The organism is Bradyrhizobium zhengyangense (genome assembly GCF_022012435.1).
Lineage (GTDB): Bacteria > Pseudomonadota > Alphaproteobacteria > Rhizobiales > Xanthobacteraceae > Bradyrhizobium > Bradyrhizobium zhengyangense.
This window is the reverse complement of the sequence record NZ_JAKLUA010000009.1, coordinates 21,594-43,019: the sequence shown is the minus strand read 5'-3', so window position 1 is coordinate 43,019 and position 21,426 is coordinate 21,594. Positions and strand designations below refer to the sequence as shown.

Annotated in this window: 18 protein-coding genes and 2 pseudogenes; 7 read left to right on the top strand and 13 right to left on the bottom strand. The window is 56.5% G+C overall.

Annotated features, from left to right (window positions below):
- Nucleotides 1-44: 44 nt before the first annotated feature.
- The 6 genes from L6637_RS25410 to gcvA form a co-directional block, all read right to left on the bottom strand.
- Nucleotides 45-752, bottom strand: coding sequence for an ABC transporter ATP-binding protein (locus tag L6637_RS25410; RefSeq protein ID WP_128929985.1), 708 nt, complete (start codon nucleotides 750-752; stop codon nucleotides 45-47).
- Nucleotides 745-1,500: an ABC transporter ATP-binding protein gene (locus L6637_RS25405; RefSeq protein ID WP_128929984.1), complete on the bottom strand. Its 756-nt coding sequence runs from the start codon at nucleotides 1,498-1,500 to the stop codon at nucleotides 745-747. The genes L6637_RS25410 and L6637_RS25405 overlap by 8 nt, the downstream gene beginning before the upstream one ends.
- Nucleotides 1,497-2,441 carry a branched-chain amino acid ABC transporter permease gene (locus L6637_RS25400; RefSeq protein WP_206733114.1) on the bottom strand — a complete coding sequence of 315 codons (945 nt, stop codon included), beginning with the start codon at nucleotides 2,439-2,441 and terminating at the stop codon, nucleotides 1,497-1,499. Before L6637_RS25400 ends, L6637_RS25405 begins: the two co-directional genes overlap by 4 nt.
- A 61-nt stretch (nucleotides 2,442-2,502) precedes the next feature.
- A complete protein-coding gene (locus L6637_RS25395; protein WP_128955133.1) occupies nucleotides 2,503-3,375 on the bottom strand; it encodes a branched-chain amino acid ABC transporter permease in 873 nt (290 codons plus the stop codon).
- A gap of 240 nt (nucleotides 3,376-3,615) precedes the next feature.
- On the bottom strand, nucleotides 3,616-4,686 hold the full coding sequence (locus L6637_RS25390) for an ABC transporter substrate-binding protein (protein ID WP_128929981.1): 1,071 nt from the start codon (nucleotides 4,684-4,686) through the stop codon (nucleotides 3,616-3,618).
- A 270-nt stretch (nucleotides 4,687-4,956) separates the two neighbouring features.
- Nucleotides 4,957-5,832 carry a transcriptional regulator GcvA gene (gcvA, locus tag L6637_RS25385; protein WP_128929980.1) on the bottom strand — a complete coding sequence of 292 codons (876 nt, stop codon included), beginning with the start codon at nucleotides 5,830-5,832 and terminating at the stop codon, nucleotides 4,957-4,959.
- 139 nt (nucleotides 5,833-5,971) lie between these two features.
- Here gcvA and L6637_RS42810 point away from each other — a divergent pair, with 139 nt between their 5' ends.
- The 4 genes and pseudogenes from L6637_RS42810 to leuD all read left to right on the top strand — a co-directional run bounded on the left by L6637_RS42810 (nucleotide 5,972) and on the right by leuD (nucleotide 9,647).
- Nucleotides 5,972-6,358 (top strand): helix-turn-helix transcriptional regulator, encoded by a 387-nt coding sequence (locus tag L6637_RS42810; protein ID WP_128929979.1) that lies wholly within the window; start codon nucleotides 5,972-5,974, stop codon nucleotides 6,356-6,358.
- Nucleotides 6,359-6,639: 281 nt separating this feature from the next.
- Complete coding sequence (locus L6637_RS25375) at nucleotides 6,640-7,419, top strand: HpcH/HpaI aldolase family protein (protein ID WP_206733115.1); 780 nt, start codon at nucleotides 6,640-6,642, stop codon at nucleotides 7,417-7,419.
- Nucleotides 7,420-7,590: 171 nt separating this feature from the next.
- Nucleotides 7,591-9,003 (top strand): 3-isopropylmalate dehydratase large subunit, encoded by a 1,413-nt coding sequence (gene leuC / locus L6637_RS25370; RefSeq protein ID WP_128929977.1) that lies wholly within the window; start codon nucleotides 7,591-7,593, stop codon nucleotides 9,001-9,003.
- A gap of 9 nt (nucleotides 9,004-9,012) precedes the next feature.
- A pseudogene (leuD, locus tag L6637_RS25365) lies at nucleotides 9,013-9,647 on the top strand (3-isopropylmalate dehydratase small subunit).
- 647 nt (nucleotides 9,648-10,294) lie between these two features.
- On the opposite strand, the gene L6637_RS25360 reads toward leuD, so the two are convergent.
- The 7 genes and pseudogenes from L6637_RS25360 to L6637_RS25330 all read right to left on the bottom strand — a co-directional run bounded on the left by L6637_RS25360 (nucleotide 10,295) and on the right by L6637_RS25330 (nucleotide 18,045).
- Nucleotides 10,295-10,621, bottom strand: a complete 327-nt coding sequence (locus L6637_RS25360; protein ID WP_128929976.1) for a helix-turn-helix domain-containing protein — start codon at nucleotides 10,619-10,621, stop codon at nucleotides 10,295-10,297.
- Between the two features lie 9 nt (nucleotides 10,622-10,630).
- Nucleotides 10,631-11,962: a type II toxin-antitoxin system HipA family toxin gene (locus tag L6637_RS25355; protein WP_128929975.1), complete on the bottom strand. Its 1,332-nt coding sequence runs from the start codon at nucleotides 11,960-11,962 to the stop codon at nucleotides 10,631-10,633.
- A 610-nt stretch (nucleotides 11,963-12,572) separates the two neighbouring features.
- Nucleotides 12,573-13,678 (bottom strand): annotated as a pseudogene (locus tag L6637_RS25350) (IS630 family transposase).
- A 63-nt stretch (nucleotides 13,679-13,741) separates the two neighbouring features.
- Nucleotides 13,742-15,091, bottom strand: coding sequence for an alpha/beta hydrolase (locus L6637_RS25345; RefSeq protein ID WP_128929974.1), 1,350 nt, complete (start codon nucleotides 15,089-15,091; stop codon nucleotides 13,742-13,744).
- A gap of 12 nt (nucleotides 15,092-15,103) precedes the next feature.
- Complete coding sequence (locus L6637_RS25340) at nucleotides 15,104-16,270, bottom strand: S1 family peptidase (RefSeq protein ID WP_232995545.1); 1,167 nt, start codon at nucleotides 16,268-16,270, stop codon at nucleotides 15,104-15,106.
- Between the two features lie 8 nt (nucleotides 16,271-16,278).
- Nucleotides 16,279-16,854, bottom strand: coding sequence for a M12 family metallopeptidase (locus tag L6637_RS25335; RefSeq protein WP_232995544.1), 576 nt, complete (start codon nucleotides 16,852-16,854; stop codon nucleotides 16,279-16,281).
- A gap of 102 nt (nucleotides 16,855-16,956) precedes the next feature.
- Entirely contained in the window at nucleotides 16,957-18,045 is a 1,089-nt protein-coding gene (locus L6637_RS25330) for a hypothetical protein (RefSeq protein WP_128955132.1), read from the bottom strand.
- 279 nt (nucleotides 18,046-18,324) lie between these two features.
- Between L6637_RS25330 and L6637_RS25325 the strand changes: the two genes are divergently transcribed.
- From L6637_RS25325 to L6637_RS25315, 3 genes are all read left to right on the top strand, one after another.
- Nucleotides 18,325-19,650, top strand: a complete 1,326-nt coding sequence (locus L6637_RS25325) for a carbon-nitrogen hydrolase family protein (RefSeq protein WP_128929971.1) — start codon at nucleotides 18,325-18,327, stop codon at nucleotides 19,648-19,650.
- A 76-nt stretch (nucleotides 19,651-19,726) separates the two neighbouring features.
- The gene (locus tag L6637_RS25320; RefSeq protein ID WP_128955131.1) at nucleotides 19,727-20,689 is read left to right on the top strand and encodes a helix-turn-helix domain-containing protein; all 963 of its coding nucleotides are present in this window, start codon (nucleotides 19,727-19,729) and stop codon (nucleotides 20,687-20,689) included.
- Entirely contained in the window at nucleotides 20,679-21,140 is a 462-nt protein-coding gene (locus L6637_RS25315; RefSeq protein ID WP_128929969.1) for a hypothetical protein, read from the top strand. Before L6637_RS25320 ends, L6637_RS25315 begins: the two co-directional genes overlap by 11 nt.
- Nucleotides 21,141-21,426: the final 286 nt, after the last annotated feature.

Sequence of the window (21,426 nt, the reverse complement as noted above, 5' to 3'; positions counted from 1 at the left end):
GGTATCGTTGCCGGTAGGTATGTAATCGGAGGTCGTCTACCTCCCTAGCTGATGCCAACGAGGCTCGATAGAACGGACTTATTGCCCGCCAGATCGTTGCTTTTGCCGTTCCAAACCACTTGGCCTCGATCCAGAATTAGGGCCTGGACCGTTAGTGACAGCGCTAGATCAACATGGTGTTCTACGAGGATAAACGTCATATCGCTTTCTTTTCTGATGCGTTTGAGCGCTTCCACAAGCTGGTCAACAATGACCGGAGCCAATCCTTCGAACGGCTCGTCGAGAATAAGCAAAGCGGGATTGCTGACGAGCGCTCGGCCGACAGCCAGCATCTGCTGCTCTCCACCCGACAAATGATTTCCGAAGTTCTGCCGTCGCTCAGCAAGCCGGGGGAATAGCTCAAACACGGATTCAATGTTCCACTTTCCCCGATCAACCCTTGCAACGGAAAGGTTTTCCTCTACCGTCAGGGAAGGAAAGATCTCTCGTTCCTGAGGCACGTAACCGAGGCCCAGGCGAGCCCGCTCGTAGGTATCGATGCCTCCGATCTCGCCGCCGTCAAATGTGATCTTGCCGGAGGCCATTTGCGTTAGGCCCATAATGGTCGCAAGCAGGGACGTCTTGCCGACACCATTGCGTCCCAACACGGCCAATGACGACCCTCTCGGGAGCGAAAGAGCCACGTTTTCAATAGCCGCGGCGCCATAGCCATATCCTGCGGTGACAGCTTCCAGTCTCAGCAAATCAGTCATTGCGCGCCTGTCCGAGGTAAACCTCTCGTACCTTAGCATCTGCTCGAATCTCGGACGGGGTTCCCTGCGTCAGCACGCTTCCCTCTGCCAACACCGTGATACGGTCAGCGAAACCAAAAACGATCTGCATGTCGTGCTCGATGACGATGACTGCGAGGTCGGCGGGCAACCGCCGCAGCAATTCCGAAAGTTTTCCGCTGTCTTCTTTCGGCAAGCCAGCAGCAGGTTCGTCGAGAATGAGCACCTTTGGCTTGAGAGCCAGCGCCAGCGCGAGCTCAACGAGCCGCCGTTGACCATATGCGAGATTGGAAATCAATTGGCATGCCGAACCACTGAGGTTAAAAACGTCTAGGAGCCGCTCGAGTTCGATCAGAACCTGCTTGCGCCTATTGAGCGCGCCCCACAGTTTTGCGTCGATATGCATATTTGCAACGACCGCGAGGGCAATATTTTCGACCACCGTCATGGACGGGAATAGCGAGTTTATTTGAAACGTTCGCGCGAGCCCCAGAGAGACTCGGCGTTGCGGCGAATACCGTGTGATGTCACGTCCTTCAAGTCGGATCGACCCAGAGGATGGAGCCAACGCTCCCGTGATGAGATTTACAAGGGTGGTCTTTCCTGCGCCATTCGGACCAATCAGAGCGTGTCTTGCACCAATCTCAAGGCGGAAGTTGATATTACGCGTGACGGCGAGAGCACCGAAGCTTTTGTGCAGACCGACGATTTCGAGGACCGTATCATTCATGGTTTCCGCCTGCGATCGAGGAGATAGCCACCCATACGATCAATCCAGGGACCAACGCCTTGAGGTGTAAACCTGACGGCGAGAATGAGGAGTCCACCCAGCATAAACAACCAATTGAAGGGGTCTATCGCCGCGGCCCGATCAGAAAAAATGACGAAAATAATGCCCCCAATGAATGCGCCGGTCAGGCGCCCCATCCCGCCGATTAGCAACATGATGAGGACGTTTCCGGATAGCAGGAATGAGAGTGAGTCGGTTGCGACAAGCCCGGTGACTTGTGCGGAAATTGCACCGGCCACACCCGCTATTGCTGCCGAAATCGAATAGATGAGAAGCAACCGTGCGGCGACCGGTACGCCTAGCATGCGCATGCGTTGGTCGTTGTCGCGTATCCCACGCAGAACATATCCAAATGGCGAGTTTACCAAGATCCGGGCAAGGGCAAACACGAAGGCCAGCACGCAAAGCGAATAGAGATAGGCAGTATGGCCATAGAGGTCGAACGAGTAACGTCCCAAGATGGGTGCGACCTGATACCCCGCAAGGCCATCATCTCCGCCCGTTACTGATTTCCAGGTTGTCGCAACTTGGAGGACGACGGCACCAATGGCGATCGTGAGGATGACTTGAGTCAAGCCGCGAACACGAAGAACCAGCAAACCCGTGACGAAGCCGAACGCGCCGGCAGCTAGCCCTCCTACCACAAGGCCGGTCAAGGGTTCAGATAAAACATTGAGCGCAAAAAGGGCGGCGGCGTAGGCTCCGATACCAAAAAAGACGGCATGACCTAAACTTTCGATTCCAGAGTAACCGATGGCGAGATCGAGCGACAGAGCCAAGATGATCATGATGATGACTTGGGTGCCGAGCTGGTGATAGGCGCCCAAGAAGAAATAAGCGAAAATTGCAAGCGCCCACACCAGCGCATCGCTAAGTCCCAAGCGGTGGGATCCAAAGGACGCGGCGATGTCCCGTTTAGGTGTGTCCTTTGAGGGAGTTACCTTAAGCACGGCCATAAAGCCCAAAAGGTCGAATGGACAGAATGAGGGCCAGAAGAATGTAGATGCCGAAAGCGCCGGCCGCCGGAAAGAGATAGCGAAAATAGGTATCGAAGATGCTATAGCCGAGCGCGGCGATAAGCGATCCTTTGAGACTGCCAAAGCCGCCAACCGCAACGACGATCAAAACCATGACCATATAGTTCGTGGCATAGTATGGCTGCAGCGGCAGCATCTGCGTTCCAAGTACGCCGGCTATGGCCGCTAACGCGCACCCAGCAACGAAGGTCTGAGCGAACACCCGCCGCACATTGATCCCGACACAGCGAGCCATGCGCGGATTATCGACGGAGGCGCGCAAGCGGGCGCCAAAATCGGTCTGTTCGATGACGTACCAAATCAGGCCTGCGATTGTCAGGCTGACGATTGAAAGAAAGCTACGGTAAGCAGAAATCGATATCTCTTCAAAATGCCATGCTCCCGCCAGGAATTCAGGCGTTGGTAATGTATGCGTCAGCGAGCCATAACCGGCGTTGATCGAGGCGATCATTATGAATGTGAGGCCAATTGTCATCAGGATTTGACCGAGAGCACTCGTCTCATAGATCCATCGATATACGGTCCGTTCAAGAATGGCCCCGAGTATCGCCGTGATTGCAACAGCAATCGGAAGCGCGGCGAGCAAACCCAGGCCAAAATGATTGACGAGCGAGAGTGCAGTGTAACCGCCGATCATGGCGAAACCACAATGTGCAATGTTTAGAAGACGCATCACGCCGAGCGTGATCGTCAGGCCAGAGGAGATCAGAAAGAGGATCATCCCGAAGGACAGGCCGTCGATCAAAAGCGATATACCCGTCGTCCAGTAGCTATTCACTTGATCCCTCAAACACCGCCTGCATCACAAGCATGCTGCCAATGGCCATTACGTCCCGCCGCATTGGCCTGGAGTCATGCGGCCTGATTCTACTCCCCTATTTTCGCGCGCCTAAACGTCGTCAGCGCGAGGCAGGATTGGCCTCCTTCCAGGGATCTTTGAGATTCGGAATTACGGCGACCTGTTTATTTACGAGGACGCCGTCGATCTTCTCGACCTTTCGGATATAGACGTTTTGGATCAGGTCCCGTTCGACCGGATCGATCCGCGCGGGCTCTCCCAGGAGTACCCTTTGGCGGCCGCCAAGGCTTTTTCACCATCAAGTTTCCCGTCGGTTGCTTCGGTCATATGGGCGATCAGGTGTATGCCGTCCCACGCCTCAACGGTCCCGATATTAGGTATGGCGCCCTTCCCGTATTTTGCTTCCAGCGCATTGACGAACTCCTTATTCGCGGTGCTTTCTGGCGAATGAGGACCATAAAAGAGAGAGGAATATACACCGATGGCCAGTTCGCCGGTTTGTCCCAATGCCGCGAGGGGTGCCTCCTCGGTTTCACCGAGGCCAAAGTACTGCAAGCCCCGTTGTGCCAAGCCGCGCTCGAAATACCCTTTGAACAGTGCAACGGAGATGGGCCCGTTCGGGACGAACGTAAATAGAACGTCAGCGTTCGCGTCCTGCAGCCGCTGGAAGTAGCTGGAGAAGTCAGTTGTATCCAAAGGCACCTTTACGACATCGACGATCTTGCCGCCGAGCTTGCCGTAATTGGCATCATAAGCTGCAATTGCGTCGTGACCGGGGGCGTAGTCGACGGCAAAGACAACAGCTTTCTTCTTGCCCTGATCAATAGCATAGCGCGTGATGCCATACGCCAATTGCCAGATGGTGCAGCCCACTCTTAAAAAATATGGCGATTTACGTGTGGTATCTGCGGTATTTGCGTTGAAAATGACGAAGGGAATTTTCGCTTGCGTCACAACATCGGCAACGGCTACCGCGTTAGGCGTGAAGTCCATACCGCCGAGAAATTGTACCCCCTCTCGGGTGATCAGCTCTTGAGCGAGTTGTTTCGCTCGAGCGGGATTTGGGCCGCCAGAATCACGATAGAGGACCTCAACGGTGTGGCCTCCAAGCTTTCCTCCGTGCTTCTCGACATAGAGGTCAACGGCTCGTTTGAATTGGACGCCCCACTCGGCATAGGGGCCGCTAAAAGAGCCGATGATGCCGATCTTGACCTCGGCAGAATGCGCATCTGTAGAAATGGACAGTGAGGCAAGAACCGCCGCGAAGGCCAGCAAGCTGAAGCGCTTCATTGTTTCCGTCCCCCTATTTGTGCACCGCCATGCGCCGCAAGCAAGGCGACGACTGCGCCCATCGTTCGGCCCAGATAGAGGGCATTAGAGGAGTGCATTCTTGTATAATCTTGCGGGACGCCGGGACTGTTAGTCGCAGGTCGCGGAGGGCAGACCAGTTAAGGGCTGCTCACGCTATATTACGCGGATGTCACAAGGTCCATGTCCGGGGCTGAGAGTCGCTTCTTTCCCGTCCATTTCAGATCGATGGATCTGACGGTTGCCGCCGCCTCACCGAGCAGCCATTGCGCGGAACGCGACAAGTGCCGGCAAATCGCTCTTTTCGGTTGGATAAGCGAGATAGAATGCCATCTGGTTGCGGACAATGAGATTGAACGGTGCGATCAGTCGGCCGGTTTCGAGATCCCTTTCAATCAAGGGAAGATGCACAATTGCAATACCAAGGCCGTCGATAGCTGCTTGGCACGCGAGCCCCGAGTTTTCAAATCGTAGGCCCGTGTTGGCCGGGACCTGCGGCGCGCCTGCAGTCTGGAGCCATTGCCGCCAAAAATCCGGGCGCTGCAAGGAATGGAGAAGAACGTGATGATCGAGTTCGTGCGGATAGCGCGGGACCGGCATTCCATTCGCAAGCTTGGGGCCGCATACGACGATGAGCAGTTCGTCGAACAGATGTTTGGCCTCGAGCCCAGGCCACTGGCCCAATCCGTACTCGATCGAGGCATCGATGCCTTGCGCTTCAAAATTGGCAGGGGATTGTTGTGAGGTTGAGACCTGAATTTCCACCTGCGGATATTGCTCGCGAAACCTCGCGAGGCGAGGGATCAACCAGCGCATGGCAAAGGTGGGTAAACACCTAAGCTTTAGGACATTGTGTTTTGACGACGCGCAGATCTCGGACGTCGCGGACCTTATCTCGTCAAACGCAACCTGAAGCCGCTTATGATATCGTCGAGCCTCTTCCGTCAGTTCGATGCGACGATGCTTACGAACAAATAACTTTATTCCGAGGTGGGTCTCAAGTACCGCGATATGCCTGCTGACGGCCCCTTGGGTAATGCAAAGCTCTTCCGCCGCTCGACTGAAATTGCCATGACGCGCCGCAGCATCGAAGGCTCGTAGCGCATTCATGGGCAAGTATTGGCCCATAACCCATTATTCTCCCTAGGTTTTCGCTTATATCGCAAAAACTCATGCAAGTCATCAGTTAACTTGCTTTGCGCGGCATGCTGATCGCCTTCATCCTCAGCCCCGCGATGAAACTCGTCCACTGCAGCAAGAGTTGGACATGACTTGTGGGATGGAAACGGCAGTCGTATCGGCAGACGCATTCTCTGCTCCGCCCGGCGACCCTGACGGAAGCATTACAGAAGTTGCGCTCGCGTTTATTAAGAAGAGCCCTGAGATCAGGATTACGCTTCGCGATCTTGAGCGTCAGACGGGCGCAAGTATCTTTCAACTGATTAGGGCATTCCGAAGAGATTTGGGAGTAACGCCCCATGCCTATCTGATAAAACGGCGCGTCGCGCGCGGCGCTGATCTTCTTCTTCAGGGAGAGCCAGCGGCACAAGTAGCTTACGAGGTCGGTTTCGTTGACCAAAGTCACTTCACGAAGCACTTCAAGCGTGTCCACGGCGTGACGCCAAAGCGCTATGTTGCGGTAGCCACCAGCTAGCTGGCAAATCGAGCGCATGAGAAGTTCGCCACTGGCGACAGACCTTTTGCAAAAGCTTGTCTAGAGTTCTTGAGGGTCTAATCCGCTCCGGCGCACAACAAGGCGCGGTTGCCGGCGCAATCGGAGCAGTCAAGTGATCACGCGGTCAGTGGTGTACTTGTTGCGCGCGGCGTCGACGACATTCCGATGCCAGCAGCCGTCAACAGGATATCGAGGCCAGTCGTCATATTCACAGCAAAGAAAGCTTCCTTATGGCCCCCTTTCGAGGACTAAATCGCCGCATGGCCGAAAATGGCCATTTACTGAACGGCTATTGCGCGATCCCCGATGCGTTTTCGGCAGAACTTTATGCTCGACAAGGCTTCGACGTAATCACGCTTGACCTGCAGCATGGTCTCATCGGGTACGATGCCGCCGTCGCGATGCTACAAGCCATTACGGCCGTGGACGTGCTCCCGTTGGTACGCATCCCCTGGCTCGACCCGGCAATCATCATGAAAGCGCTTGATGCAGGTGCTCTTGGTGTGACATGCCCTATGGTCAACACGGCAGCGGACGCTGAGCGCCTCGTCCAATATTGCAAATATCCACCGATGGGCCAGCGCAGCTTAGGCCCCGTCCGTGCGGCGACGGCCTATGGCGAGGACTATGCTGCGCATGCGAACCGGGAGCTCAGCGTCATCGCTATGATTGAAACCGCTGAAGCCGTCGCCAACATCGAGAGTATTCTTGATGTGCCAGGTCTGGATGGTGTCTATATCGGACCAGGCGATCTCTCGCTGTCCCTGAACAGGAAGCCGCAGCTGGAGGAGTTTGATACCGAGGTGGACGCTGCCATCGATCGCGTTTTGAAGGGGTGCATTAAGAAGGGTCTGATTGCAGGCATTTTCGCACCTGGTCCCGAACAAGCGTGGCGCATGGTCACGCGTGGCTTTCGATTCGTCACGCTTTCCACTGACGCTCGCGCATTGGCGTTCCAGGCCAAGTCTTGGGTTGAGAAGTTTCGACTGCTCAGTCGAGAGCCGTCCCGTGTTACCGGTGCATCGGGCCTGAAGGGGTAAGGACTAAATATCAAAAAGTGGGCGACCGGACCATAAGCCCTCATCCGCTCGAAATTGCAATTTCTTACTAGTCGACGAGCTCCTCCTGCATCAAGACCGGTGTCGCCGATCACGCAATTGGCGTGAAGCCTACCCGCTCTTAGCGTGGGAGCAACTCGGCCATGGTGTAACATGATCCAACCGCGGTCTATCTTTGAAAAGATCTGGAACAGTCATGTCATCCGGGAAATGGGTGACGGCGTCTTCTTGCTCTATGTCGATCGCCACATCATCCAGGAATCGGCGAGCGGACAAGCATTTGATGGGCTACGGCGCGCCTCGCGATCTGTGCGTCGACCTGATCTCACTTTCGGTGTCACGGATCACATCGTTTCGACACGTCCTGGGCGCACGGTCGATTCGAACCCCGAGGGGCGCGAGCTAATCACCTTGATGGAACGGAACTGCAGCGAACACGGAATTGAGCTGTTTGACTTGGCTGATGCCAGGCAGGGTATCGAACACGTCGTGGCGCCGGAGCTCGGGCTTATCACGCCAGGGATGACTGTTGTTTGCGCAGACAGCCATACACCAACAAATGGCGCGCTCGGTGCCTATGCGTGGGGTTTTGGCACAAGCGATGTCGAGCACGTTCTAGCAACCCAAACCGTACTTCAGCGCAAGCCAAAGGCGCTACGGGTGACGTTCGCCGGACGTCTGGGAAAGGATGTCTGTGCCAAGGACCTCATACTTTACTTGATCGGCAAAGAGGGAACACAGGCGGCGCGCGGATATGCCATCGAATATTGCGGACCCGTCATTCGTGCGATGTCCATGGAAGGCAGGATGACGATCTGCAACATGTCCATTGAATTTGGTGGACGTGCTGGCATGATCGGGCCGGACGATACCACGTATGAATATATCGCTGGCCGCGACTATGCTCCCAAAGGTGCGCATTGGCAGGCCGCATTAGATCAGTGGCGCACTCTTAACACAGACGAGCAAGCTCTCTTCGACAAGGAAATCAGGGTTAACTGTAGCGAGATTGCCCCCCAGGTGACGTGGGGGACAACACCTGGCGATGTCGTAGGTATCGACGAAAACATCCCAGATCCCGTGTTGATTGGCGATCCTGTCCGTCGCGCCATGGCGGAGCAGGCGCTGCACTATATCGGCCTCAAACCTAATCAGCCTCTTGAAGGCATTCCGATCAACGTCGCCTTCATTGGATCCTGCACCAACAGCCGCCTATCGGACCTTCAGGCGGCAGCGGCCATCGTCAAGGGGCGCAAGGTCGCCAAAGGCGTGCGGGCGCTGGTTGTGCCTGGATCGACGTCGGTCAAGCGCGCGGCTGAGGCCCTCGGTCTAAACAAAGTATTTCTCGATGCAGGCTTCGACTGGAGAGAGGCCGGGTGTTCAATGTGTCTGGGGATCAACGACGACCAAGTCGCGCCAGGTGAGCGCTGCATGGCGACCTCTAATCGCAACTTCGAGCATCGCCAAGGACCAAATAGCCGCACGCATCTTGCAAGTCCGGCATCGGTGGCGGCGGCCGCCGTGACGGGTGTCATCACCGACGTTCGCAAGCTCGCGCACGCATAGAGGCGGCAAATGGAAAAGTTTGTGACGTTGGAAGGTGTCGCCGCAGTGCTGGCGGACCCGAATATTGATACAGATGCAATTATCCCTGCCCGCTTCATGCGTTCTGCGAACGCTAATTTGGGTAAGGCCCTGTTCGCCAACAGCCGATTTCAGGACGACGGATCCGAACGCGCCGACTTTGTGCTGAATATTCCGCCATTTCGGAGCAGCTCGATCCTCGTGGCAGGCGATAACTTTGGCTGCGGCAGCTCGCGAGAAGCAGCAGTCTGGGCGCTGAAGCAATTTGGTATTCGCTGCGTTATCGCGAGAGCTTCGGGGAAATATTCTTCGAGAACTGCTTCAAGAATGGCGTTCTTCCGATCACATTGCCCAAAGCCGACTATGAGCAAATCCTAGGCGCGCTTGCGAAAGACCCCGGGCGTGAAATTAAGGTCGATCTTGAGCGATGTGAGATCAGGATGTCGTGTTCGCTATCGATACCGTTTGTCGTGTCGCCTTCGCGTCGGACAGCATTGCTTGAAGGGCTCGACGATATCCAGCTGACGCTGCGTTATGTCAGCGATATCGACGCATTCGAGGCCTTCGACGGGGTCGCGCGGCCATGGATGCGTCGCCCCACGTCATCTTTTGGCCGATCGCCGTAGAGCTGATGACGTCAGTTTCGTGGTGGGAGCCTTGGCAATTCAAGGCTCTGTCGTCCGGTGAACGCTAGCGGAAACGAAAAGACGCAAATGGTTACGCATTCCACGACATTTGATGATACGAATCTCTTGGAGCGAGCTTGGGTTTAACGCGCATCCAGCCCGGGCTCGGCTTCTCTCCTATGCGAAAAGCCTCGCGACTTTCGCTGGGGATATGGAGCGCTGTCTTTGTTTGTGAACCCCACGGCTCAAGATTATGACATTGTCCTCCTGGGTACGAGGTCAGTTCTTCAGTTCAAGACATTCGTCCTCCAGTCAAGTTTGAACGAAGATCTTGCAGCAACGCCACGGGGAAGCCGACCGGCCGAAGATGTTCGAAGGCGACCAAGGTGGATGAAAAGAGGCCAAGATCTCGCAGAATTGCACTTCGACGCAACCTCTTGCCGCTGTTTTTTGCGATCAGCGTCGCTCCTTTGGTCGGCCAAGGGCTCGCCCGGCACACCGGCAGTGTCATCTTGAAATAGACCAGCGTACCGGATTTGCGCCTCCTCAAAACTCCAGAGCATTACGGACCGTTTGCGAACACGCCAAAGAGATTCCTCACGAATGGCCATTCGGAAGAATCTATTCGGTTCGAGACGCGCTCATCATCAATGTGGCCCGGCAGATTTCTCATCTTCGCGAGAGGCCGTTGTCGCCCCAGCAGCGATCGGAATAAAGCCGATTTGGAAACCGAATGCGCGACCTATTTTGTCTAGCGTTTGCGCAGTAGGATTGGCCGCTCCTCTTTCAATGTCGGCGACTTGGCGCGGTGTCAGCTTAAACAGTCGGGCGAACTCAATCTGGGTGAGCCCGAGGGCTTGACGCATCTCGGCGACAGCCTCCGGCAAGCGGAGAGTACCCGCGCGCGCTTTGGCTGCAATTGCGGCGCGACGATCTCGGATCTCCTCTTTCGTAGGTTTACGCCATCTGGCCATGAGGCTCGCCTAATCTGTCACATTGCGCAGTTTGGCAACACCGTTCGCCATATCTTCGTTGCGAATGATTGCATTCGTCACGACGGAGACCGGCACGCCGCACTTTCTTGCAATCTCTGGAAGGGCCCGGAGAAGATCTTCCTTAGCTGCCAAAGCGGACATCAATTTGTGGGCGGGCACCTTGGGGCTAGAAACTGTCTCACAGACGAGCCTCCAATCAGGATTGGTGTCCTGTCCTCCACCATCGAGCATGCACCCCCACCTTGTGGAACGGACGATGCCCGCTGTCGCGATCTTCATTGGTGCGAAATCGAACAAGGGGGCGAGACGTATGCTTCCATCCGGGAATTTTCTAAGCGCGGCGTTTCGACCATGATTATCGGGATTGCCCATAGCCAGGTTCAAGACATCTCGCAGCAGATACTCCGTCGTGTCCTCCAGCGGACACGACGAGACCTGTTGGATTGTTTTCAGATAAGTTTCGTGCCTGCTCTGAAATGCAAACTCCGCAACGCCAATCGCAGAGACCAGACTCTCTTGTCCGTAGCGGATTAGACCACCCGACGTCACCCTGCGGTCAAACCGTGGAATGACAAGCACACCATTGCCGTAGGTGCTCGTGCGTTCGACGTTGACGCCAAACTCTTTTGCGACCACCGAATAGCCCGATTCAGACTCCAGGATCCGCTGATCCACCGGCTCATCACTACGCAGAAGCTTTACGATGATAAATTCGAGGGCGTCCGCGTCCGGGACCATCGAATTCGGATACCAAAGTCCGTCTCGGGAGCGAGTCAGTGACACCTTGGGCCAGTCACCTTGCAGCCCACTCGAACCCGAGGCAAGCAAGGAAAAGCGATCAGCAACTTCGAGAAACGCATCGCTCCGATCGAGAATTTCTTCCATAGTGATTCCCGCGACCGATATGTCCTGAAGACGTTCGACCTCCTGATCATATGCTTCTTTGATGCGAATATTGCCGACGGGAGAACTCGCAGCTCTCATGAGAAGATGGACTTGGGTAGAAGGCGCCTCGACCGGAAGGTTCAGAAATCGCGCGATCCTCTCGGCGTGGTGACCTTGAGGAATTAGGTCCAGTAGAAAAGCTGGCCAGGTGCTTGCTGCGCGATCCACCAGATCGACTGGGGCGTTGATCGAGTAAGCATGTACGCCTTTAAGGGGACGGTCTTCCGCAAATGGAATGGCGCCGAACTTGGCAAAATAGCCCATTTCGTAGCTAGTTCTGGAAGGCGTCGTGTAGCCCTTTTCGGGGGCTTCCAAGTTGACAATGGCCGCCTCGTGCCACGTGCCTTCTATGAAAGTTTCTACAGTCAGGTCCATTTACAAATCCCTTTAGGGATGTATATGGCAGGTGAGCTCAAGAATCAACCCATTATAATGGAAGTATTAATAGCGGAGGATCCGTTCGGACACTGCAGTCGTTGCCCATCATGCTTTTGGCCTGCCGGATCTTTGCGCCGCCACCACGGACTGAGCGGCCCCTCAGAGATGCTCGCCCCGCGATCAAGTGCGGTGACGGCGCAGCCCTGTATTCAGCTCTCATTCTGATGGGCTTCATGCTGAAGAGCGGACCCGGCCAGAGGACCCAGAGGGCGCCTCCTTCGGCAAGACCTAAAAAGCGCAAAGGCTGGCTGTTATGATGGAGCGTCGCACGCTCAAACATCAAAAGCCCGAACGGACTTTTACCATCAACTGAGTAAGCGGCACTCGTACGACGAGATGCGCGCTATCCCGATCCAAACTGTGGTCTTCCCGGGCGCATGCATGTACGGTCCCCGATCTCACCACGGCCCGCTTCTCACTATCGTGCAAGACTGCTCGATTCCGCGAAAGCTGCGCGACATTTGCTGCCGTTACATAAAGGCTTCGAAATAGGAACGAGCCGCACATCAACGAGGATTAATGCGCACGCCCCCCTAGTCACGTGAATCTAAAGTTCGCCGCATAAAGTCTGCTGGGCTTTGTGGCAGAAGCGTTTGACGGAAGCCAAGATCTGGTCTGCAGACTTGGTCCATTTGAAGGGCCTCGGGTTATTGTTGTGCAGTTCGATGAAGGTACGGATGTCGGCCTCGAGCTGTCTGACGGAGGTGTGAACACCTCGCTGGATCTGCTTTCTGGTGAGTTCAGCGAACCAGCGCTCGTTCTGATTGATCCATGACGCGGAAGTCGGCGTAAAGTGGACATGGTTGTGCGGCCGGCGAGCGAGCCACGCCTTGATCTTAGGTGTCTTGTGGGTGGCGTAGTTGTCCATGACGATGTGGACCGCAAGCCCCTCGGGGATTTGAGCGTCGATTTCCTTGAGGAACTTCAAGAACTCGACCGCCCGATGACGCTTGTAGCATTTGCCAATGACAAAGCCGGAAGCGACATCGAGCGCGGCAAACAGTGTGGTCGTGCCATGTCGCACATAACTGTGCGTGCGACGTTCTGGCATCCCAGGCATCATCGGCAAGACCGGCTGCTCGCGATCGAGTGCCAGGATCTGGCTTTCTCATCAACGCTGAGGACAACGGCTCGGTTCGGTGGGGATAGATAAAGGCCGACAATGTACCTTGTCGACGAACAGTGGATCGCTCGACAACTTGAATGTCTGGCTACGGTGCGGTTGCAAGCTGAACGCCGACCACATTCGGCGGATCGTGGTGTGGGAAAAGCCAGTTTCCGCAGCCATCGAGCGGATCAACCAGTGCGTCGCGTCGGCCGGCGTCGTACGCAATGTCCGCTCGATTACCTCAGCAACCTGATCGTCGTCGATGGTGCGAGGGCGGCTCGGGCGGGCTTCATCAAGCAGGCCATCACAGCGATCCTTCTAAAAAAACCGACGGCGCCACTTGCCAACGGTGTGTTCATGGATGCCGAGTTCAGCAGCCACAGACTTGCTTGGCAGGCCATCCGCACATCGCAGGATCGCGCGGCATCGCTCAGATAGCACCGCGCGACACGATGACGACGAACTTGCCTCTCTAGGTACGTGCGCTCCTGCGGACTGAGCACTAACGGCGCGATCGGCCGGCCTCTCACACCTGCATTCCCCACAAGCGCTCTCCTCTACAAAGATTCGAGCCATCAACTAATGTGATGAACTTGCGTTCCAGATGACTAGTAAGGATACATCCAATAGGTCGCGTTGAGCTCGTTAGGCATCGAGCGCAAAGTTGGGGTCCGCTGCGGTGGCTTGAGGTGGCTAGATGAGGAGATGATCCGGCCGATATCGTCGAGGACCGCCCGGCTCGTTGAATAGGTACTATGATTGAGCGCGAACATTTCGCTTCCGACCGCAGAGACATCGATCGTCTCGATGCCCGAGACGAGAGTTGGACCGCTCTTAGTCACATAGCCCATTCGCGATTTCGACTGCGCCTTCTTCATCGAGGCGAGCAGAGCCAGATCAGTTGACGAGGCGTACACGGTCACCGCACCCGCGGCCGCTTTGATCTGGTTAGCCCGCTCCAGATAGAGGTCACGGTCGACGTCGGGTGCTGCGAAAATCAGCTCGGTAATGCCAAGCGCTGTTTGGCTCAGCGCTGCCTGCTGCAAGGCGCCCAATACCACTTCGCTGCCAAGGCTGTGTGCGATCAGGATGATCCGCGAAACGTTCCCCTCCGTCTTGATGAGCTTGAGAAGATCGAACAATCCATCGGTGGCATGCAAAGCACTTTCGCGGTCGTAATCGTAATCCGCCAACCCGCCTTTCGAGGGCCAGGAATAAATCATGACGCGGCCCTTGTAATTTGCATCGAAGGCAATCTGAGCGGCCTTGAACGCTGCATCCGAGAAAGGAACATTGTAGCCATGGACGAACAGCATCAGGCTGTCGGCAGGATTGGCGATCGCGGAGGCAAACTCCTCTCGTGAGAGCTTCGATAGAGTCTGGATTCGAAAGTGCTTTCCGTCCTGCTCGGCCTCTGTCCAAATGCCGTACAGATATGTCTTTGGCGTTTCGACTTCGCCCATCTTGTGAACGATCGGTATGCTCACAGTCACGCAGCCATAGGTATTCGTGGCCGAACGATCATAGGTGATCTGTTTCAGCTGCAGATTCGGGCCTCCCATCACCTCGCGGTTGGTCGCAAAATAAACGGGCACCAAGCCCTTGATGGCGGGCTTGTTGGGAGCCTCGGCGCCAGTTGGCGTCGGTTTCTCGGGAGGTGCTTCCTCACTTGCCTCACCCGTTGTGGGGCGATGATAGCCATAATCATGGCGTCTCGGACCATAATACCTCGGGCCGTAATACCTTGCGGCATGATGGTGATATCCTGTCAATGCACGCCCGTGGTGCTGATGCGTGTTTTGGGCTTGGGGCTTTGACGGTCTCGAGATAGGTGCTTGATGAGCGCAGCCGACGACAAACATGCAGACCAGAGCAATTAAAGCCGCGCGGAGCTGCCGGAACGACGAGAGCCAGTGCAGCGCATTTGAAGAATCGGCTCGCAATGTCGAGACGACCATGGCCCCTCCTCCTTACTTCGCAAGAACTTGAGATAGATTGACGGTAGCACCGAGCCATCCACGGTACCGATCGACGGCGGGTCCACTGGTCAGCTTGTAGGTGAAGCGCGCCTCTGCACCGCCATCGTTGATGGCGCAAGCAATGTTGCCGGCTCCGTTTGCCGTCTCGACATGCCAGGAGCAGCCGGTGATACGGTAGCCCGGCTCGGCTGGGAACGTCTCGGCGTAGTCGGCCGAATGCTCGGCAAACACGACGGGATGATCATCCTTGGTCTTGTCGACGGTGTATGAGCGCTCGATCTGCTTGAGCTCGACGAGTTGCGATAGCGGAACATTGACGATGAGCCGCCGGTCTTCTGGAAGCAACGTGTGAAGCGCGCCGGCCAGGATCTCGGGAATTTTCACGCCCTGATTGGCTTGCGTCTGCACATGGGTCGAGTTGAGCTTGCTCCAGTTCTCGAATGAGATTGTAGTGTCGACCCATTTGGTCCAGCAGACGGATGGTTGGGGGATAGCCGCAATCAGCTTGTAGAGCGGACTCGCGGCTATGACCGTGGCAGGAATGATGAAATTCACTCCGTTGACCTGGGCATCGTTCCATTTGACGATGCCGCCGACAGCGATACCGAGGAGCGCGCCGAACTCGTTGAACGCGGGACCTCCGCTGTTGCCGACGTTCATGACAGTATCGGTTTGCCAGCGCCCATTTGGGCTGGTTTGATTGCTGATCAGGCCGCTCGATATGCTCAGATCCAGGTCGAGGGGATAGCCGAGCAGATAGAGTTGGGTTCCCATTGGGGCCTGCTGGCTTTCATTGATGACCGGCATTGGGCAGCGCGATGCTCCGCCGCTGTTGCTGGCCGGCTGGGCCAACTCGAGAAGGGCAAGATCGTTGGCGTCGTCGCGGTGAATCGCGCTGACTTTGATTGGGTTTGCGTTGCGCGAGCCAAGGCGAGCATCGACCTCAAAGCTCTTGTAGTTTTCCTCGCGTCCGACCACATGGCTGTTGGTGAGCACGAGGTTGTCGCCGATCAGAAGGCCGGAGCCGCCTCCGACTTCCTGCTTGCCGTTGTACATAACGCCGACAAACTGGACATGAACAGTCCTGACGTTATAGCGCGCGGCGATCTGCACCGCGGCGCGATCGGCTAGCGCCTGCCCGGAGATGACAAAGAGCAAGGCGAGGGTCAGGACGGATAAAACGTTCTGACGGCTGCGATATCGAGTGGGCTGAGTTGTCCGCTTCCGTTCCATGCTGGATTACAATAGTTCATGATGGAATTGGGGTCGTATTTAGTGACTTTGTAGTCGCCGACCGATCCTGAAAATTTCTCGTTGCGGCACTGTTCCGGAGCATCGTCGCGGTTCTGCTCGTGAGTAAAGCCGAGCGCGTGCCCGAATTCGTGGACAGCGACCGCACGAATGCAGAATTCGCGCTTATTGATGCATCCTTTACTCCAATGATTGGAGCTGAAATTCAAGGTCATGCCCGAAGACTTGCCATCGAGATACTTGCCGACGACGTCGGTGTGCGCGCCCTCGTCGGCGATGCGCACATGGACGCCGGCTGCGCCCTCTTTACAGGCAGGCCAGGTCTTGGCGAACCAAACGCCTCCTTGTGCTGCGCTTTCCCAGGTCTCGGCCACGGCTTTTCGGACGAGTTCTGCATATTTCTGGTCATGAGGATTGAGGTTTTCCCAGCAGACCGGGATTTCCTTCACGTCCCATTTGGAGCTGCGGATCACAGTTCCGAAGAGCTCCATCTCCGACACCCCTGAGGGAAGCGCAGGCTGAGCCTTCGCGCTGCTGCAGGGGAGGAGCACGAGAAGAACCAGCAATCCGAGCAGGCAGTAACGAGTCATGTTTTATTGAGTAGGCGTTGGAGATGGCGGGAAGACTGGCACCGGCGCGAAGATAAAGCCGTTCGTCCGCGGGCCACCACCAGCCCTTGGCCGGCGGGCTGCGGCCCCCCCGCTCTCCGGCAACTCCTGCGACTTTTCCCCTCCCGGGATTGGTGTCGTGTAAATCGGATTGTCCTTTGATCCGAGCGCCGGCTGTTTGGCTGCATAGCTGGCCGAGCCAGACTTTGCTCCGTTGGCCAAGACGGCATTCGGCCCATTGATGTAGATACCGAGATTGCTGAATTGCTGCGCAGATGCGGAGGCTTGGATGGCGGCCGGTGTCCAGCGCGCCGATGTAAGGGAGTATTTGGCCTCGATGCCTCCGGTCACTTGGATCGAAAAAGTATAGGTCATCTGCGCTGGCTCAGCTATTTCCGATGGCATAGCCGGCGTCAGGTTGTTGGCGGCGATCAAAATTGCATTGTCGCGCAGCCAGGCCGCCAATGGCTTGGAGGCATCGACGGTGATGCGCTTGAAAGCGGCCCGTTCCGGATATTTGTTTTCGGCGAGAGCTTCGAGCTCGAGGAGCTCGGTCGGCGTTCCCCGGTAGCAGCCGCGCTCATATGTTGCCGGGCTAGATGCCAGCGGCAAGGTATCAGACGCAAGCTCGGCATTCTGTTTCAAGAGAAATGACCAGATCAGGTCGTAGGTGTCCTGCGCCGAAGCCGTGGGGCCGACATGGGTCACTTCGGCGGTGGTGGCACTTAGAACGCGCTTATAGTCGAAGGCGGTGCCGGACCCGACACCGCCGGTATCGGTTACTTTCAGTTCCAGGAAGAAGGTGCCGTATAGGAACGGGTCGATGTCGAAATGGGCGAAGCGGTCGAACGCCTCTTCCGGCCTGGTCTTGTAGATCTTGAGGTAGTGCTTCCGCCTTTCGCGCTCGATCTGATAAAAGGTGACGACCTCGCACCGGATCGATTTGAGAAAATATGGCAGTTCGCCGGCTGTGATCACGCCAGTCTGCGGATCGTGCACATAGTACAGGCTGGTGCATCCGCCCATCGCAAAGCAGGCGCCAAGGCAAGCCGCGGCCCGGCTGATCTTCCACATCGATTGTGCCCCCTGTCCGCTTCGCGTCGCTCGCGCGCGGATCTCCCGCCCAGATTGAAATGCTTTGCTCGTGCTTCGTCAAGAGTATCGGAAGCCATATGCAGCTTTTCGTTGCCATCGTATAATTCGATGCAGAGTTTCTGCGCGTTCTGACATTCAGAGCAACTGCGCCCGCAGCTAGATGATGAGACGCGCGTAAGTCACAGTCGGGCCGATTGCAAATAGCGAACCGTACGCCTATCAATGGCACATATTGGCGAAGTCGTTTGGACGAGTCGTTTGCCTGGGCCTGCGGACAGCCGCCTGAAGACAACGGAGTTCGGCAAGTGGAAGAAGGCAGCTGGTGAGCTTGCTCAATCACAGGCCTCGATGACGCATGCCAGAAGGGACGAACTGAGGAAGGCTCTGATCGAGCTCGACAAGTTGTTCCGCAAGGCGCCGCCGAGCGTGTACAAGGCTTACCGCAATCTTTCGGAGCGGCGTCTTGAAGAATCTGCCCGGAGTTTCGGTGACAGCGTCGGAGAAGGCCGCCTCCTTTGGTCCGTTTCCGAGGAGACCCCCGAGCAGGTTGCTGTGTCGCTTGGAGGTCTCATCCGGGCCATCGACCGCGTGCTGCTCGAGCGGCGGTCGCAATGGCCGATTGCATCGGGCGAGTGGCGCCTGGAGGCGCTCGGATGCTGGTTCATTCCGCGACAGGGCGTGAGCGCCGGCCGCCCTGCCCGGCGGAGCCAAGCCTATTCAAAGCGAGGCCTGCTATTTCATCGGATCCTGCCCACCTTCATTGACGGCTATGCCGTCGAGGTGGTCGATAGCCGTACCTTGCATAGTGCCGCTCAAGACCCCACGAATTGGAAAATGGGCGCCTGCCTTTTCGAGGCGCTCAAGCTTGAGGCGGAGTTCGCAACGGTAGACGGGGACAAGCGTTTCATCGTCAGCGGCGTCGATGCGCCGGCGGCGGGGAACGCGGTCTTGCTTCAGATGGCGAACGCGTTGCAGGAGAACTGCATCGCAATCGTCTGGCCCGAGCTCACGGTACCACCAGGACTGCGAGAAAAGATCGTCAAGTTCATCCGCGAGCGAGATGTGGCCGACCCGCTGGAGCCTCCGGAGATCGTCATTCCGGGAACGTGGCACGAGGTGGCAGGCAAGGAGATTGTGAATCGGGCCCGGATTTATGACGGTTATGGCGAGGAGCGGCTCGTCTACGACAAGATCGCCCCTTACGCCGATGACGACTGGGGGATCGAAAACATAACTGCTGGCGAGCGGATGTGCGTGCTTGCGACTGAAGGCGCCCTGATTGGCGTCGCAATTTGCCTCGACTTCTGTGACGTCTGCGACACGCCCTTCAGGGACCTGGATGTCGATGTGATGCTGGTCCCCTCGATGGGGAACGACCGCACCATGCAGGGCCACCAGACGACTGCGAGCCAGGTGGAAGTGAAGTTCGGCACGCGAAGTTTTGTCGTGCAACATCCCACCCACAACCGCTACGGGGATGGCCGGCTTGGTACTATATTACCCCTCCTCAAAGAGCCGAACGCTGTTTCCGCCCGGGAACTCGGTCAAAAGACCGTTTGGACTGCCTACAAATGGGGCCGGTGACACCCTAGATTCAGAGACTAAAATCAGAGTAAAGCGTTGTAAAATGATCTTAAGGGTTGTGACGTAGGGTATGGCCATGTCGGACGTAGCATTGGAAAAGATAGAGAGCGGCGAGGCCACCGCGACTGAGGCGCGGAGCGTCATTTCGGAATTCCTTAAAGAGGGATCCGAAAGCAGCCTGGAGCGTATTTACGCAACACTTGGGGCTTGGCTCTGGAATTCTCTGGAGAGCCGGCGCCGCGATCCGGAGCTGCGGGAATGGTTTGATATTCTGCGTCGGGTGAGCGCCTCGCTCGCGCCGAAGAATGCCGCCTATGCCGAGCGCTTCAGAGCGTTTTACGATCTTCTGCAGATGTCGATCAACACCGCCAAGGTTGCTCGTCCAAGCGAGGTCATGCACCGTCAGCATGTCGTCGAGATACTTCGGTTGTTGCGGGATGCACCGTCGCGTCAGCTGGAGAAGACGGTCATTGCTAAGAAACTGGATCTGAAGGATGCCAATCTCAGCCGCATTCTTCGCCTGATGACCAATGCGCGTTTTGTGGAACGAACGGCGGCTGGAAAGTTTGCTCATTTCGCGCTGACGCGCGATGGCCTTATGGCGCTTGAAAGGCACGAAGGGCCCACAGCAAGGGGCGCTGGCCAATTGGCGCAGCTTATGCGCAGGAAAATGGGTCTCAGAACCCACCCTGCCCTCACGGCTGAAGAAAATGTCGTTCTTCGCAGCCTGTTTGATTTGCCGAGCCCGATGCATCCTACGTTGCATGCGGCGGGACTAGTGATGCGTGACCCGCTTGGCGTCCGTCAGGTGATGGAGGACTACCTGCTTCATCCGCCGGCACCGACAGCTCCCGGCTATATGAAGGCGCGAACGAAGAGCTCGTATCATGGCTCGTCGGTGACGGTCGTGCAGGTGAAGAAAGCCGAAGGTCACGGCGCCTCCACATCGATTGAGGCGGTGAACAGTCCAAAGCCCGTCTCGTTCCCTTCGGGTATGCTGCACTTGAGCGCAGGAGAGGACTCCGAGCATGTCGAATGAGGATCTCGGGGCTTCGACAACGGAGCAGGCGCAAGGCGAATCGGAATCGCTAGTATTGTATGGAAACACCCTGCTCGATCGGTTGACCTTTGTTTCGACGACGTTCAGCTCGCTCATCATGAGCATGGGAAGGGTCGGGCGCGACAACCGCGAGGTGTTGGTGCCACTGGTCGAAGTCAGATTCGAAGGTCCCTCTGGCCAGGACGAAAGCGCCTTGAAGTCTTTCTTTTCGGAGCTCGTGCCGCTGGAAAACCTCGCCTTCGTCCTCGAAGACATCTCGGGTGATCTTGCAACTGTTTGCCACCAGCTGAGCGCTGTGAGCGAGGGACCGGTCAAGCCTGATCTCAGGCGGCTTGCCGAAACGAGCAGGTTCCTGCAGGACGCCAAAAGCAACCTGGACAAGTGTCTCGCCGATCTGGAGCGAATTGGTCAGCCGCCCAATCTTCCCTAGCGGAAGTCTTGAGAGCATCTGCGGCGAGACGATTCTTTTGCTTCTAACGCACAAAATTGTCCAGTCGCAATTGACCGCGTCATTCTGAGTTCGAAATGCGATTTTGATTTATCAACCGCGGGGCGTGCCTAGAAGCGTTCGCGGCGGGCTTCGGCTTCGCCGCGAAAGTGCGAGCCGATCGGATCGTGAATTAGCCCCGAGTGGCAAGACTATCTTACTGTCGGCGGGCGGCATGCGTTTCCCAAAAATGGAAATTCCCCTCTTCCATTTTTGGGAAATCGACGGT